The following is a 16,475-nucleotide window of genomic DNA, read 5'->3' as shown; positions in this document are numbered from 1 at the left end:
TTTAGGAGGAGTAAAACTGAACAAGCCGTAAATAAGCCGAACCTTAGCAGCGTGCAAGCGATAGCGCTGCAAAGCAGCTATGCAATAATAAATAGCTCGTTTATTATAGCGAATTGAGCGGGGCCGATTGCTTTATGCAGCTCGTATTGAGCATCTCCATTCGTAGAGAGGCAGCCTTGACCAAGATTCAAATTAAAAGAATTTATGATGCCCCGTCTTCGGAAGACGGTTTTCGGGTGTTGGTTGATAGGGTCTGGCCAAGAGGAATGACGAAAGAAAAAGCCGCGCTTGATCTTTGGGCAAAAGATATTGCTCCTTCGACAGAGTTGCGCAAATATTTTGATCATGAGGCTTCGAAATGGCATGAGTTTGAGCAAGGTTATAGAGACGAGCTGCAAACTAAAGTTGAAATGCTACGCGAAATCAAACAAAAAGCGGCAGGAAAAACCATGACGCTGCTTTATGGCGCAAAGGACGAATGCCACAATCAGGCAGTAGTGCTGCGTGATGTTTTTCAATCTATACAATAATGCCTGTTTTAGTCGGAGTCTAAAAATCGTCGCCACGATGATAATGACGAAAATAGGCATAAGCGCTTCCTGCCAGAATTGGCAATAATACGAGCGCCATCCAGAATATAATGTTGCTCATTTTACCGGCCTCCCTTTGGCCAAATATAGCACAATATTGAATGAAAGCTAAGTCCACCCTGCCGGTGCAGGTTCAGCAGCGGAATTATCTAATCAAAAAAGAGGGGGGCGCTGCGCATAACCGGCGATGACGTAACCCATATGATCAAATTTCTATTGAAAATCGGGTTTGCCACCGAATTTTCGGGGAAACTTATCCTATTGTCAGCGCGTGTTTGTTTGGCTAGTAGTGTATCTACATTAAGAGTTGGGGCGACGCCCAACGCCAACCTGCCGCTCCGGGCAAGGTGGTACTTCTTCGGAAGGATGTGGCCAGCCGGCAAAGATACGGACCCAGCCACATGCGTCTGCTCTGACATATGGAAGGACTGACGCTACAATGCCTATTAAAATTCCTGACGACCTGCCAGCCACCAGCGTTCTCCAAGCGGAGGGCGTTATGGTGATGCGTGAAGCAGACGCAATACGTCAGGATATACGGCCGCTTAAGATTGGCCTTCTCAATCTGATGCCCAATAAGGTGACGACAGAAACCCAGATTGCTCGGCTGTTGGGTGCTACACCTTTGCAAGTTGAGCTGACTTTGGTGCGGATTACAAACCACGTTGCCCGCAATACCCCATCGGATCATATGCTTTCATTTTATCGTCCATGGGTGGAGGTGAGCGACGAAAAGTTTGACGGATTTGTTATCACCGGTGCACCGGTGGAACGGTTGCCATATGAAGAAGTAACCTATTGGGATGAGATGCAGCGGGTGTTTGAATGGACCCAAACCCACGTCCATCGCACGTTTAATATTTGCTGGGCAGCGCAGGCAGCGGTTTATCATTTTCACGGCATGCCGAAATATGACCTCGATCAAAAGGCATTCGGTATTTTCCGCCAGAGAAATTTGGAAGCATCGTCGCCCTATCTTCGCGGCTTTTCCGATGATTTTGCGCTTCCTGTCTCGCGCTGGACCGAAGTCCGCGCCGATGACATACCTTCTGGGCGCGGTTTGAAAGTGCTGGTGGACAGTGTCGAAAGTGGACTTTGCTTGCTGGAAGATCCAGAGCGCCGTTCACTCCATATGTTTAACCATGTGGAATATGACACAACATCCTTGGCTGATGAATATTTTCGCGACTTACAGCTTGCGCCCGATACGCCGCTTCCAGCGAATTATTTTCCAGATAATGATGTGACGCGCAAACCGGAAAATCGCTGGCGCGGGCATGCTCATCTGCTTTTTGGTAATTGGATCAATGAGATGTATCAGACAACGCCATATGATATGGAACGGATTGGAAAAGTTTAATTGCCATAATGGCGGGAATTTTCCCGCCATTAATTTAAAATGGTAGCGGCTGATTTTCTTTTACTTCTTTCATTACAAAGAAAGTCCTGATCTGCCTTACGCCGGGCAGAGATATTAATTGCCGTCCATGCAGGGAATTGAAATCCATCATGTCCCGAACGCGTATCTTGAGCAGATAATCAAAATCGCCTGCAACAAGGTTGCAATCGAGAACCTCTTTCATTTTCACTACAGCTTTTTCAAACTCGCTGAAACTTTCGGGTGTCGAGCGGTCCAGCACCACGCCAACCATGACCAGCGCTCCCAGCCCCACTGTCGCAGGGGCAACCAATGCTCGCACACCCGTTATATAGCCTTGTTCGAACAATCGTTGGATACGCCGATGACAGGTCGCCGGACTGATATGAACCTGATTTGCGATTTCAGCATTGGTAAGCCTGCCATCTGATTGAAGCAGGCGAAGAATTCTTATGTCGATTCTATCGAGTTCTGACATGAAAGTTTCTTTCATAAACATTCATAATAGTGAAATATTAGCTCTATTCATTGCAGTGTATAGAAGCTTAACGCAAAAGTACCCTTAAAATAGAGAGTACATTTCATGTGGCTTTTATTATGTTTCTGTCATCAATAATGGGAGACAGAACAATGCCGCAAACCAAATCACTTCTTGAAAAATTCGAACGCTATCCGCTTACTTTCGGGCCGACGCCAATAGAGCATTTGCCGCGTTTAAGCGCTGCGATTGGCGGTAAAATTGACGTCTATGCGAAACGGGACGATTGTAATTCTGGCCTTGCAATGGGCGGTAATAAGCTGCGCAAGCTTGAATATATTGTTCCTGATGCGATTGCGTCCGGGGCCGATACGCTCGTTTCCATCGGTGGGGTTCAATCCAATCATACGCGCATGGTAGCGGCGACTGCTGCCAAAATCGGTATGAAATGCGTGGTTATTCAGGAAAAATGGGTGCCGCATTACGATGCTGTCTATGATCGGGTCGGCAATATTTTGATGACACGGCTGATGGGGGCTGACAGTCGTCTGGTTGAAGACGGTTTTGATATTGGTATTCGCAAAAGCTGGGAAGATGCAATTCAATCGGTGAAAGATGCGGGGGGCAAGCCTTATCCTATTCCTGCCGGTGCGTCCGTTCATAAATATGGCGCGCTTGGATATATTGGGTTTGCGGAAGAGGTCACTCGGCAAGAAGCAGAGCTGGGTTTCAAATTCGATTATATCGTTGTCTGCGTTGTCACCGGTTCCACACAGGCTGGTATGATCGTGGGTTTTGCAGCGCAGGATCGTGCGGATCGGGTAATCGGAATTGATGCATCGGGTACGATAGAGCAAACGCGCGCACAGGTGCGTCAAATCGTAGACAATACCGCAGAGCTGGTCGGGCTTGGTCGAAAAATCCGCGACGATGAAATTCACATCAACCCCGATTATGCCTATCCGGCCTATGGGGTGCCATCGGAAGAAACCAATGAAGCAATTAGGCTTGCGGCGCGCACCGAAGCCATGATTACCGATCCGGTCTATGAAGGTAAGTCAATGCAGGGGCTGATTGATCTTGCGAAAAAGGGTTTTTTCCCAGAAGGTTCAAAAGTGCTCTATGCCCATCTTGGTGGTACGCCTGCACTAAACGGCTATAGCTATTATTATCGTGAAGGCTAGTCTAACTTACCATCATGTATTGGGGGGAATCGGTGGTGAGCGGGTCTCCCCTTGGGTGAACGGCAACGTTCGAAACGCCTGACCGAAAGTGTTCATCATGACCAATTCTCAACATTTGAAGACCATCGAACAGCGGCTGCTTTGGCTTTCGCATTGGATGATCCATCACGCCAATCATATTCGTCCAAAGGTGGATGGCATAAAGATTGGTGGGCATCAGGCCAGTTCCGCTTCAATTGTTTCGATCATGACGGCGCTATATTTTTCGGCGTTGCGTCCTGAGGATAGAGTGGCCGTTAAACCCCATGCTTCGCCGATTTTCCATGCGATGCAATATTTGATGGGCAACCAGACACGCGAGAAAATGGAGAATTTTCGTGGGTTTGGAGGTGTGCAAAGCTATCCGAGCCGCACCAAAGATATTGATGATGTAGATTTTTCTACCGGCTCGGTCGGGCTGGGAGTTGCGATTACCACCTTTGCGTCAATTGTTCAGGATTTTATCCAGAACAAGCAATGGGGGGACAGCATCAAGCCAGGTCGGATGGTGGCACTTGTGGGTGACGCGGAACTCGACGAAGGCAATGTCTACGAAGCTCTGCAGGAAGGCTGGAAAAACGAGCTGCGCAATTGCTGGTGGATTATCGACTATAACCGCCAATCGCTTGATGGCATTGTGCGCGAAGGGCTTTTTGCACGGGTGGAAAAAATCTTCGACGCGTTTGGTTGGGATGTCATCCGCGTAAAATATGGCGCATTGCAACGTGCAGCTTTTGAAGAGCCGGGCGGAGAGAAACTGCGGGAATGGATTGATCGTTGCCCTAATCAGGAATATTCCGCGCTCACCTTTATGGGCGGAGCTGTCTGGCGAAAGCGTTTGCTGGACGATCTGGGTGATCAGGGCGATGTCACCCGATTAATTGAAAAGCGCACGGATGCAGAACTTTCTGCACTGATGGAAAATTTGGGCGGAAATTGCGTAACCACGATGGCCGAAGTCTTCGCCTCGATCGACCATGATCGGCCGACCTGTTTTCTTGCCTATACGATTAAAGGGTGGGGGACGCCGATTGCCGGTCACAAGGACAATCACGGCGGATTGATGAATTCAACACAATTTGCCGCCTGGCAGGCTCATATGGGCATCGCCCAAGGTGAGGAGTGGGAACCTTTTGCCGGCGTTGAAGATGTGGAAGGGCTGAAAGAATTTCTTAAAAATGTGCCGTTCTTTTCGAAAGGAACGCGCCGCTATCATGATGCGGTCTTAACCGTTCCGGCAATAGAATTGGAACCGAGCCGGGAAATATCCACTCAATCTGCTTTTGGCAGAATTCTTGATGATCTTGCAAAGGGCGACAGTGAACTTGCAAGCCGCATCATGACTACATCGCCCGATGTGACCGGTACAACCAATCTAGGCCCATGGGTCAATCGGCGCAAATTATTTGCCCGCGAGGCAATGGCTGACGCTTTCATCGAGCACCGTATTCCTTCAACCGCGAAATGGGAATTCACGCCGCAAGGCCAGCATATTGAACTTGGCATTGCTGAGATGAACCTTTTTCTTTTGCTTGGTGCGGCGGGGTTGAGCCACTCCCTGTTCGGAAAGCGGCTATTGCCGATTGGTACTGTCTATGATCCGTTTGTAAGCCGTGGCCTCGATGCGCTCAATTATGCTTGCTATCAGGACGCGCGTTTTATGATTGTGGGAACACCATCGGGTGTCACTCTCGCGCCAGAAGGTGGCGCGCATCAGTCGATTGGGACGCCGCTTATCGGTATGAGTCAAGACGGTCTGGCGGCTTTTGAGCCAGCATTTGCGGATGAACTTGCGGTTATCATGCAATGGGCTTTTGATTACATGCAACGGGACGGAGAAGGCGATCCGGATGAACGCACCTGGCTTCGGGATGAAACGGGCGGGTCGGTATATCTTCGCCTGAGTACAAAACCGCTTGAACAGCCGGGCAAGCGCGCTGATGAGGATTTCAGGCAGGGCGCAATTGATGGCGCATATTGGCTGCGCAAGCCGGGGCCGAACTGCTCGGTGGTGATTGCCTATCAGGGTGCTGTGGCCGATGAGGCTATCGCTGCCGCTGGCATGATTGGAGAACTTCGTCGGGATATAGGGGTTCTTGCGGTAACCTCCGCCGACCGGCTTAATGCTGGCTGGACTGCGGCGCAGCGTGAGCGCGCCCGCGGCAATCATGCAGCGAAAAGTCATATCGAAAGCTTGCTTGATCCACTTCCTAACACATGCAGTATTGTCACCGTGATTGATGGTCACCCTGCGACTTTATCATGGCTTGGTGCAGTGGCTGGGCATAAAACGATACCACACGGGGTCGAGCATTTTGGCCAAACCGGCACTATCGGCGACCTCTATCGTCATTTCCGTATCGATCGGGATGCAATTGTGGATTCAGTGAGTGCGCTTACGCAAGGTCGGGGGCGGCTGCACATGGTCTCGTAATTGATGCGAATATTTCCGCTCATCGCGAGCTGTGATGCTTCATCAAGGTGTTCACAGTTCTGTCGAAGTTGCGCTATAGAGGCGAAGGATACGCGCTTTGAGCGCAACGTTGTTTATTGCGAGAGGGTTTGGTGCTCAGTGTTTCTTATTTAACAGCCGCTGGCGCGGGAGCGTTGTCATTCCTTTCGCCATGCGTTCTTCCCTTGGTCCCGCCATATCTTTGTTACATGGCGGGAGTGAGCGTTGAAGATTTTCGTGCGGATGGCCAAAAACAGCGTGCTGCGGCATCCAGTCAGCGACGATCTTTGGTTTTCTCGGCTGTTTGTTTTGTCCTCGGATTTACAACGGTTTTTGTCGCACTCGGAGCGGGGGCGTCCTCAATCGGTGCGTTTCTGCGCATGTGGCAGCAGGAAATTGCAATTATTGCAGGCATCATCATTATTTTGATGGGGTTAAATTTCCTGGGGGTATTGCGTTTTTCGCTTTTATCGCGTGAGGTTCGTTTTCAGGCCCGCAATGCTCCGGCCACGCCGCTCGGTGCCTATATTATGGGGCTTGCTTTTGCTTTTGGCTGGACGCCCTGTATCGGTCCTGTGCTTGGGCCAATTCTCACGCTAGCCGGTGCCAGCAGCACGGTCGGTGAGGGCGCGGCACTTCTTGCGGTCTATTCACTGGGACTTGGCATTCCGTTTCTTATTGCCGCTTTGTTCTCAGGCGCGTTTATGCGGTTTCTCTCGCGGTTTCGCGTTCATCTGGGCAAAGTCGAAAAAATTATGGGTGCCCTTCTTGTGATAGCTGGTTTGTTATTTTTAACCGGTGGAATGCAATCATTCTCGTTCTGGTTACTTGAAAACTTCCCAGCTTTGGGAAGACTCGGCTAAATCTTCCGCAAAAGCGTAAGCTTCCATATACGCTTTGATGCTATTTGCAGGATCAGAGAACAATTAATACGGACGAAAAAATGAGTGATCGTAGTTGCCTTTCCATTGTGCTTGCCGCGGGCGAAGGCACACGAATGAAATCGAACTTACCTAAAGTGCTTCATCAGATTGCAGGCCTTCCTTTGGTCTGCCATGTGGTCAAAGCAGTCCAAGAAACGGGTAAAGGCGACGTAGCGCTTGTTGTTGGCCGCGGTGCGGAAGATGTGCGCAAAGCGGTAGAGAAGGTTGCAGGTCCAGTTTCTTCTTTTGAACAAAAAGAACGACTTGGTACTGCTCACGCAGTTCTCGCCGCTCGCGAAGCCATTGAGCGTGGCTATGATGATTTGCTTATCCTGTTTGGCGATACGCCACTGGTGGAAGCTCACTCTTTGCAATCAGCGCGCGACCGGCTCGCGGCAGGTGCTGATGTGGTTGTTATCGGCTTCCGGCCAGATAACCCGCATGGTTATGGGCGTTTGATCGAACAAAACGGTAAGTTGGTTGCTATTATTGAAGAAAAAGAAGCGACCGACGAGCAGAAGCAAATATCGTTTTGCAATGGCGGTTTGATGGCTGTGCGTGGAGCCTGCGCGCTGGAATTGCTTGATGCTGTGGATAATAAAAACGCAAAAGGCGAATATTATCTGACCGATATTGTCTCATTGGCGCATGGCAAGGGACTGTCTGTCGAAGCGGTCGAAGTGCCAATCGATAATGTTATCGGCATTAATAATCGTGCAGAACTTGCCGAAGCCGAAGCCATTTGGCAGCGACGCAAACGTCAAGAAATGATGCTTGCTGGCGTTACGATGATTGCTCCCGAGACGGTGTTTTTCGCTCATGATACTCTGATCGAAGCGGACGTGTTGATCGAGCCTAATGTCTTTTTTGGCCCGGGCGTCCATGTGGCGAGTGGCGCTATCATTCATGCGTTTTCACATATTGAAGGTGCGCGCATTGGCTCACATGCTCAAATCGGACCTTTTGCAAGATTGCGTCCCGGTGCTGATCTTGAGGAAAAATCAAAGGTTGGAAATTTCTGCGAAGTCAAAAATGCTACAATCGGCGAGGGCGCGAAGGTTAATCATCTGACTTATATTGGTGATGCTTCCATTGGCGCTTCGAGCAATATTGGCGCTGGAACCATAACCTGTAATTATGACGGCTATAACAAGCATAAAACCATTATTGGTGAAAATGCATTCATTGGTTCCAACAGCTCTCTGGTAGCACCGGTTAAAATTGGCAGTAATGCCTATGTCGCGTCTGGCAGCGTGGTTACAACCGATGTGCCTGATGATGCTTTAGCATTGGGCCGCGCACGGCAAGAAAATAAGAATGGTCGCGCCGCGATCCTTCGTGAAAGATATGCGGCGATCAAAGCTGCGAAACTATCATCGAAATGATTGAAAAGTCCCGGCAATAGAAGTGATTGCCGTTCTTGTGCAGAGCCTGTAAACCACGGGCAATTAGTTAAGATGTATCGGAGCTTTCTATGTGTGGAATTATTGGCATCATCGGTAAAGATGACGTTGCACCGCTTCTGGTAGATGCCCTGAAAAGGCTGGAATATCGTGGCTATGATTCCGCAGGTATTGCCACTTTGCAAAATGGAAAGCTGGCGCGTCGGCGCGCTGAAGGCAAGTTGGTCAACCTTGAAAAACGCCTTGCTTCTGAGCCGCTTCCGGGCACAATTGGTATTGGACATACGCGCTGGGCCACACATGGAAAGCCTGTTGAACGTAACGCCCATCCCCACATCACACCACGACTTGCAGTCGTGCATAATGGCATCATCGAAAACTTTGCCGAATTGCGCTCCATGCTGGAAGCGGATGGTTACGTTTTTGAAACCGAAACGGATACTGAAGCAGTTGCTCATCTTGTCACGCGTGAGCTTGATAAGGGTAAATCGCCCGTCGAAGCCGTTCGCGACAGCCTTCCACTCTTACGGGGCGCTTTTGCGCTTGGCTTTTTGTTCGACGGCGATGAAGAGCTGCTGATCGGTGCAAGGCAGGGTCCTCCTCTTGCAGTTGGCTATGGCGAAGGCGAAATGTATCTTGGCTCTGACGCCATCGCACTCGCTCCCTTCACCGATACAATCGCCTATCTTGAAGATGGGGACTGGGCTGTTTTGACCCGCAAAGGTGTGACCATCTTTGACGAAAACAATGTGCAGGTTGAGCGCGAAATCCAGAAATCGCAGGCGGCCAATATGTTGGTGTCGAAAGGCAATCACCGCCATTTCATGCAAAAAGAAATGTTCGAGCAGCCGGAAGTTATTTCCCATACGCTGGCCAATTATCTCGACTTCACCACTGGAACCGTGCGCAAAGAAGCCATTCCCGTTGATTTTAGCGCGATTGATCGCATAACAATCGCATCCTGCGGAACGGCATATTATGCGGCCGTAGTGGCTAAATATTGGTTCGAACAGATTGCACGTCTGCCCGTAGACTGCGATGTTGCTTCGGAATTCCGCTATCGCGAAATGCCATTGTCAAAAGAAACCCTGGCAATGTTTGTTTCGCAGTCCGGTGAAACTGCCGATACGCTTGCCTCGCTGCGTTATTGCAAATCGCAAGGACTTAAAATTGCGTCGGTCGTCAATGTCACAGGCTCCACTATGGCGCGTGAATCCGATGCGGTATTTCCGACACTTGCGGGGCCTGAAATTGGTGTGGCGTCCAGTAAAGCATTTACCTGTCAGCTTTCAGCCTTAGCGTCGCTTGCAATTGCGGCGGCAAAAGCCCGCGGTGTGATCGATGATAAGCGCGAACAGGAATTGGTGCGTGAACTGTCGGAAGCACCCCGCTTTATTAATCAGGTCCTAAAGCTGGAAGAAGAAATCATCGCGATTTGTCAGGATCTGGCTAAGGTTGAGCATGTGCTTTATCTGGGGCGAGGCACCTCGTTCCCGCTTGCGATGGAAGGTGCGCTGAAGCTGAAAGAACTTTCCTATATTCATGCGGAAGGTTATGCGGCTGGGGAGCTAAAGCACGGTCCGATTGCATTGATCGATGAATCCATGCCGGTGATTGTCATTGCTCCATCTGACCGTCTTTATGAAAAGACCGTTTCCAACATGCAGGAAGTTGCAGCCCGCGGCGGTCGCGTCATTCTGATTACGGACAAAAACGGTGCTGAAAGCGCCAATATTGACACGATGGCGACAATCGTTCTTCCAGATGTCCCGGAGTTTATTACCCCGCTTGTTTATGCTTTACCGATCCAGATGCTGGCCTATCATACGGCAGTAATTATGGGCACAGATGTCGATCAGCCACGTAATTTGGCAAAATCTGTAACAGTAGAATGATATATGTTCTCTAGGCGTTGTAGCAAGAGTTTGATAAGTTAATCGAAATGGCGCCTATGGCGCCATTTTGGTTAGCCGGCACGTAAAAGTCTGATCGCCTCATCACGGCTAAAGAGATAAAGCAATATGCGTAGAGCTTTTCCTCGTTCTGATTGTAAGTCTGGATCATTGGCCAAAATATAGCGAGCATCATTACGGGCAATTTCCAACAGATCATGATGCGCTTCAATAGAAGCAAGGCGGAAGCCCGGTGTTCCGGATTGTCGCGTGCCGAGCAACTCGCCTTCGCCCCGCAACTTCAGATCTTCTTCAGCAATCCGGAAACCGTCTTGAGTTTCACGCATGACTTTCAAACGTGCCTGCGCAATTTCTCCCAGCGGTCCTTTATATAGTAGCAAGCAGGTAGATGGCTTATCACCACGCCCCACGCGCCCTCGCAATTGGTGCAGCTGCGACAGCCCAAATCGTTCTGCATGTTCAATCACGATGATCGTCGCATCGGGCACATCCACCCCCACTTCAATGACTGTGGTTGCCACAAGCAATCGCGTTTCACCGGTTTTAAACGCGCGCATTGCTTCATCTTTTTCGGCTGCATTCATGCGGCCATGAATAAGCCCGATCTCATTGCCAAAGGTTGATTGAAGGGTTTCAAACCGTTCTTCCGCAGACATTAATTCCACAGCTTCCGATTCTTCAACCAGCGGACAAATCCAATAGATTTTCTGCCCATCTTGAATTGCTTTTTTGATCCGCTCTATGAGCTCTCCCAACCGCTCCATTGGAAGAATTGCTGTGGTTATGGGCTGACGTCCAGCGGGTTTCTCAGTTAGTTTTGAAACATCCATATCGCCGAAGGCTGTTAATACCAGCGTTCGTGGAATTGGGGTTGCGGTCATGACCAACATGTCTGGAGCGGCTCCTTTTGCTGTTAGCAAAAGGCGCTGATGGACCCCAAAACGATGTTGCTCGTCGATAATAACCAGGACTAGATCATGATATTCGACCTTTTCCTGAAAGAGCGCGTGGGTACCTATGACAATATTGATCTCGCCGCTTTTCAAGCCTTCCAACACCGCATTGCGCTCGCGCCCCTTTTCCCGACCGGTTAGCAAGGCGGCTTTTAACCCGGCCTTTTCAGCCAAAGGTGCTATTGTCGAATAATGCTGCCGTGCGAGAACCTCGGTTGGGGCCATCAAAGCCGATTGCCCTTTAGATTCAGCGGCGTGAGCCATGGCCATCAATCCGACAACAGTCTTGCCAGAACCCACATCGCCTTGCAGCAACCGCAACATACGCTGCGGTTTTTTGAGATCAGCGATAATTTCTTTTACGGCTTGATCTTGTCCTGCGGTCAATTGATAGGGCAGGTGCTGCATGATCCGATGGACGAATTGTCCCGTCCCAAGCAGCGGACGACCAGACAGCCGCCTTGTTTTAGCTCTTACCAATGCCAGTGCCAGTTGCCCTGCTAAAAACTCGTCATAGGCAAGTCTGCGGCGTGTTGCGCTTTCTAGGCTGATATCATGTGGATCATCTGGCAGATGTAAGGTATGGAGCGCCTGCCGAAAACCAGGGAAACCTTCACGCGCAAGAAGTGGTGGGTCGATCCATTCTGGCAGTTCCGGAACGCGCGTTAGCGCTTCTTTGATCGCCCGAGAGAGTGTTTTGGAAGATAGCCCTGCGGTTAGTGGATAGACCGGTTCAATAAGCGGCAAGTCCGCAGCATCATCCACACTTACAATATAATCCGGATGCACCATGGAAGCGCGGCCATTAAACCAATCAACCTTGCCGGAAACGATAACTGTCTCGCCCTCAGGCAGCATTTTTTGCAGCCAAGGTAATTGTGCGCGAAAGAATGTGAGTGCGATTTCACCAGTTTCATCATGAGCAAAGACACGATGGGGAACATTATTGCGGCCAGGAGGTGCAGGCTGATGCTGATCAATTATAAGTTCCAGAGTAACAATCGCGCCTTCAGGGGCATTGACTATTCCGGGTCGGCTTCGTCGGTCGATAAGGTGAGTGGGTGGCAGAAACAGAAGCTGACCGACTTTTGGTTCAGCCCCCGGGGTTTCTGTTCCCAGCAACTTACCAAGCAGAGCCGCAACCTTTGGCCCGATGCCGGGCAGGGAGCGGACAGAAGCGAAAAAAGGGTCAAGCAAAGATGGACGCATGATCAGAGCATTAACCGCTTCGTCGGGATCTGCAAGCCCGACAAATAGTTTTGTACTGATTTTGTTCTTGCACTAAACGGGTTCCCACAAGCGGTTGAGATGCTATATACCGCAAGGATTAACTCTGGAGCGGTTTGGATGACTGGAAGTACACTTGCAACGGTAAATCTCGACGTGCGGCGTCGCAAGCTCCTATTTCGTGCTTGGCACCGTGGTATGCGTGAAATGGATTTGATTCTTGGGCAATATGCTGATCAGCATATTGTTGGTTTCAATGACGAACAATTGGATGAGTTTGAGAAAATTATCGAAGTCCTGGACCGCGATCTGTTTAAATGGGTAACGGGCGAAAGCCCTATTCCGGAAACATTTGATACGCCGCTTTTTCGTGACATTGTTGCCTTTCGCCACCGTTTGAAATTCTGAGATCCTTAAATGCCCGTTTTCGGTAAGTTTGGTTTAAAGCCTGGTGCTGGTCGCCATATCGTCATTGACGGTGTGGCGGATGGTTTCGAGGCTTTCTGTCTGGCTCGGCTCGTAGAAGAAGTCGGAGAAGGCGGGCCTGTAATGTATATTGTGCGCGATGGCCAGCGTATTGGTGATCTTGAGCAGGTTCTTAGCTTTGTTTCACCGGAATTGCCGGTCTTGCATCTGCCAGCATGGGACTGCTTGCCCTATGACCGGGTTTCTCCTGGTGCGGATGCAAGTGCACGGCGTTTAACAGCATTAAGCGCACTGGCAGAGCTGAAAAAATCGCCCCATCCGGCAATTATTCTGACTACCGCCAATGCTGTTTTGCAGAAGCTTCCGCCGCAAGCGGCAATTGCCGAACAGGCCATATCGGCACGGCCCGGCAACCAGCTGAACATGAATGATCTGGCATCGCGTTTAGAGCGCAACGGCTTTGAACGGGTTTCGACTGTCCGAGACGTTGGAGAATATGCCGTGCGCGGGGGCATTCTCGACCTCTTTGCTCCGGGCGCCGAAGAGCCGATACGACTGGATTTTTTCGGTGATACGCTGGAAACAATCCGTGCTTTTGACCCTGCATCTCAGCGCACGACCGGAACGCGCAAAGAATTTATTCTCCAGCCGATGAGCGAGATTACGCTTTCGGCGGATATGATCAGCCGTTTTCGCAAAAATTATGTTGCGATGTTCGGCGCACCCCAACGCGACGATGCGCTTTATCAGGCCATCAGCGAGGGGCGGCGCTTTGCGGGCATGGAACATTGGTTGCCGCTATTTTACGATGAGTTAGAGACGGTTTTCGATCATGCCGGCTCTATGCCGGTTGTCTTTGATCATCTGGTGCAGGAGGCGCTGACCGAGCGTCATGCAACGGTGGTGGATCATTTTGAATCGCGCTTGCGTCAGTCTGAAGGCAATGAGCCGGGCAGCGATTCTGTGCCCTATAAACCGGTAAAGCCTGAAGCTCTCTATTTAACCCCGAAAGAAGTCGAGGACAGCGCAGCCGCTTGCGGTTTGCGAATTGACCTTACGCCTTTTGGTGCGCCCGAGGTTAGCGGACGAACCATTATTCATGCAAATGTTCAAAAAGGTCGTAGTTTCTCTGAAGAGCGGGCCGCAACAGAAATAAACCTTTTTGAAGCTGTGGTGCAATATATTGCCGGTCTGCGTTCAGAGGGGAAAAAGGTTCTTATTGCCGCCTGGTCTGAAGGTTCTCTAGATCGATTGCTGCAAGTTCTTGATGAGCACGGTCTTCAAAAGATAGAGACTGTCGATCGCCTATCAACCGTTAAAGCTTTGTCGCGTGATAAGATCACCGCGACTGTACTGGCTGTGGAAAGCGGCTTTGATGCGGGCGATTTGGTGGTTGTAGCAGAGCAGGATATTCTGGGCGACCGCCTGATCAGACGGTCGAAACGGCGCAAAAAAGATGCCGACTTTATTTCTGAAGTCGCGTCGTTAACGGCGGGTGATATTGTGGTTCATGTGGACCACGGTATTGGTCGCTTTGTCGGGCTCAAGACGATTGCGGCTGCGGGTGCTCCGCATGATTGTCTTGAAATTCATTATGCTGGAGATGATCGGCTTTTTCTGCCGGTCGAAAATATTGAGCTTTTATCGCGTTACGGAACCGAAGGATCTGAAGCAACGCTTGATAAGCTTGGCGGCGGAGCATGGCAGGCACGCAAGGCAAAGCTTAAGAAACGACTGCTGGAAATTGCTGGCCACTTGATCCAGATTGCAGCGGAACGGCAAATGCGTGGCGCTCCCGCTATGACGGCGCCCGAAGGCGTTTATGCAGAATTTGCAGCCCGTTTTCCCTATGACGAAACGGAAGATCAACTGCGAGCAATCGATGCGATTGCGGATGATCTTGCCGACGGAAAGCCGATGGATCGGCTCATCTGTGGCGATGTCGGCTTTGGTAAAACCGAAGTTGCACTGCGAGCCGCATTCATTGCCGCGCTTAATGGCTATCAGGTTGCAGTGGTGGTTCCCACAACGCTATTGTCCCGTCAGCATTTTAAAACTTTTTCCGACCGTTTTCATGGGCTTCCTGTTCGTGTGGCCCACGCAAGTCGCCTTGTCAGCGCAAAAGAGCTAGCGGAAACCAAAAAAGGTTTGGCCGATGGCACCATTGATATTGTGGTTGGCACCCACGCACTGCTTGGAAGCACGATTAAATTCAACAATATTGGATTGTTGATCATTGATGAAGAACAGCACTTTGGAGTTAAGCATAAAGAGCGACTAAAAGAGCTTAAATCTGACATTCATGTGTTGACGCTTTCCGCCACTCCTATTCCCAGAACTTTGCAACTGGCACTGACGGGCGTACGCGAATTATCACTGATTACAACACCGCCAGTTGATCGCATGGCTGTACGCACTTTCGTGTCACCTTTTGACCCGCTCGTAATCCGCGAAACCTTGCTGAGAGAGCGCTATCGCGGCGGGCAGAGTTTTTATGTCTGTCCGCGGATCAAAGATTTGGCTGAAATTGAGGAGTTTTTGCAAACACATGTGCCGGAACTTAAAGTTGCGGTTGCACATGGGCAGATGGCTCCAGGAGTGCTTGATGACATCATGAATGCTTTTTATGATGGTCAATATGATGTGCTTTTGTCGACCACCATCGTGGAATCGGGCCTCGATATTCCCACAGCCAATACGATGATTGTTCATCGTGCGGATATGTTTGGTCTATCTCAGCTTTACCAATTGCGCGGGCGCGTCGGGCGGTCGAAGCAACGTGCTTTCGCGCTATTTACATTGCCTGCCGGGCGTACTCTCACGCAGACGGCAGAGCGTCGGTTGAAGGTGCTGCAATCGCTTGACACACTGGGTGCAGGCTTCCAACTTGCCAGTCATGATATGGATATCCGAGGCGCCGGCAACCTTTTAGGTGAGGAACAATCGGGGCATATTAAGGAAGTTGGCTTCGAGCTTTACCAGCAAATGTTGGAAGAGGCAGTCGCGACACTTAAGGGTTCAGGCGAGGTCGAAGATAGCCAGTGGTCACCGCAAATTTCCATAGGAACGGCTGTGATGATCCCGGAAACCTATGTGCCGGATCTACAATTAAGGCTTGGGCTTTACAGGCGTTTGGCTGATCTTGAAGACCCGCAGGATATTGACGGTTTTGGCGCTGAGCTGATTGACCGTTTTGGTCCAATGCCGGAGGAAGTGCAGCATCTTCTGAAGATCGTTTATATTAAGGCTCTTTGCCGTCGTGCCAATGTTGAAAAACTCGATGCCGGTCCGAAGGGGGTTGTGATCCAATTCCGTGGTGGAACTTTTGCTAATCCGATTGGCCTCGTTAAATTGATTGGTGAGCAAGGTTCGATGGCCAAAATTAGGCCGGATCAAAGCATTGTGTTTATTCGTGATTGGGCGACAGCCGAAAAACGGCTCAACGGTTCGGCTGTGGTGATGACACAATTGGCAAAGATTGCCGCAGAATGACCTGGGATTTGGATGTA

The 16,475-nt window shown here is 50.2% G+C and carries 11 protein-coding genes and 1 riboswitch; of the genes, 9 read left to right on the top strand and 2 right to left on the bottom strand.

Annotated features, from left to right (window positions below; translation table 11 throughout):
- Positions 1-176: 176 nt before the first annotated feature.
- Positions 177-530 carry a DUF488 domain-containing protein gene (locus C7374_RS06095; RefSeq protein WP_111574949.1) on the top strand — a complete coding sequence of 118 codons (354 nt, stop codon included), beginning with the start codon at positions 177-179 and terminating at the stop codon, positions 528-530.
- A gap of 352 nt (positions 531-882) precedes the next feature.
- Positions 883-987: riboswitch (SAM-I-IV-variant riboswitch) on the top strand.
- 42 nt (positions 988-1,029) lie between these two features.
- Positions 1,030-1,950 (top strand): homoserine O-succinyltransferase, encoded by a 921-nt coding sequence (locus C7374_RS06090; RefSeq protein WP_111574727.1) that lies wholly within the window; start codon positions 1,030-1,032, stop codon positions 1,948-1,950.
- A 34-nt stretch (positions 1,951-1,984) separates the two neighbouring features.
- On the opposite strand, the gene C7374_RS06085 is transcribed toward C7374_RS06090, so the two are convergent.
- Positions 1,985-2,446, bottom strand: a complete 462-nt coding sequence (locus C7374_RS06085; RefSeq protein ID WP_374849995.1) for an Lrp/AsnC family transcriptional regulator — start codon at positions 2,444-2,446, stop codon at positions 1,985-1,987.
- A gap of 152 nt (positions 2,447-2,598) precedes the next feature.
- Here C7374_RS06085 and C7374_RS06080 point away from each other — a divergent pair, with 152 nt between their 5' ends.
- The 5 genes from C7374_RS06080 (at position 2,599) to glmS (ending at position 10,342) form a co-directional block, all read left to right on the top strand.
- A complete protein-coding gene (locus tag C7374_RS06080; RefSeq protein WP_111574725.1) occupies positions 2,599-3,630 on the top strand; it encodes a 1-aminocyclopropane-1-carboxylate deaminase in 1,032 nt (343 codons plus the stop codon).
- Between the two features lie 97 nt (positions 3,631-3,727).
- Positions 3,728-6,103: a 1-deoxy-D-xylulose-5-phosphate synthase N-terminal domain-containing protein gene (locus C7374_RS06075; RefSeq protein ID WP_111574724.1), complete on the top strand. Its 2,376-nt coding sequence runs from the start codon at positions 3,728-3,730 to the stop codon at positions 6,101-6,103.
- A 131-nt stretch (positions 6,104-6,234) separates the two neighbouring features.
- Positions 6,235-6,984 (top strand): cytochrome c biogenesis CcdA family protein, encoded by a 750-nt coding sequence (locus C7374_RS06070; RefSeq protein ID WP_111574948.1) that lies wholly within the window; start codon positions 6,235-6,237, stop codon positions 6,982-6,984.
- A gap of 80 nt (positions 6,985-7,064) precedes the next feature.
- Positions 7,065-8,429, top strand: a complete 1,365-nt coding sequence (gene glmU / locus C7374_RS06065; protein WP_111574723.1) for a bifunctional UDP-N-acetylglucosamine diphosphorylase/glucosamine-1-phosphate N-acetyltransferase GlmU — start codon at positions 7,065-7,067, stop codon at positions 8,427-8,429.
- Positions 8,430-8,518: 89 nt separating this feature from the next.
- Complete coding sequence (gene glmS, locus C7374_RS06060) at positions 8,519-10,342, top strand: glutamine--fructose-6-phosphate transaminase (isomerizing) (protein ID WP_111574722.1); 1,824 nt, start codon at positions 8,519-8,521, stop codon at positions 10,340-10,342.
- Between the two features lie 71 nt (positions 10,343-10,413).
- Here the strand turns inward: glmS and recG are convergent, their stop codons facing one another.
- The gene (gene recG / locus C7374_RS06055) at positions 10,414-12,522 is read right to left on the bottom strand and encodes an ATP-dependent DNA helicase RecG (protein WP_111574721.1); all 2,109 of its coding nucleotides are present in this window, start codon (positions 12,520-12,522) and stop codon (positions 10,414-10,416) included.
- A gap of 138 nt (positions 12,523-12,660) precedes the next feature.
- Between recG and C7374_RS06050 the strand changes: the two genes are divergently transcribed.
- Together C7374_RS06050 and mfd are read left to right on the top strand one after the other, a co-directional pair.
- Positions 12,661-12,948: an FAD assembly factor SdhE gene (locus C7374_RS06050; protein ID WP_111574720.1), complete on the top strand. Its 288-nt coding sequence runs from the start codon at positions 12,661-12,663 to the stop codon at positions 12,946-12,948.
- A 9-nt stretch (positions 12,949-12,957) separates the two neighbouring features.
- On the top strand, positions 12,958-16,458 hold the full coding sequence (gene mfd, locus C7374_RS06045; RefSeq protein ID WP_111574719.1) for a transcription-repair coupling factor: 3,501 nt from the start codon (positions 12,958-12,960) through the stop codon (positions 16,456-16,458).
- Positions 16,459-16,475 lie beyond the last annotated feature (17 nt).

The sequence above is a fragment of the Falsochrobactrum ovis genome, assembly GCF_003259955.1.
Classification (GTDB): Bacteria; Pseudomonadota; Alphaproteobacteria; order Rhizobiales; family Rhizobiaceae; genus Brucella; species Brucella ovis_A.
The sequence above is the reverse complement of the archived record's forward strand: the minus strand, read 5'-3'. Positions and strand labels throughout refer to the sequence as shown.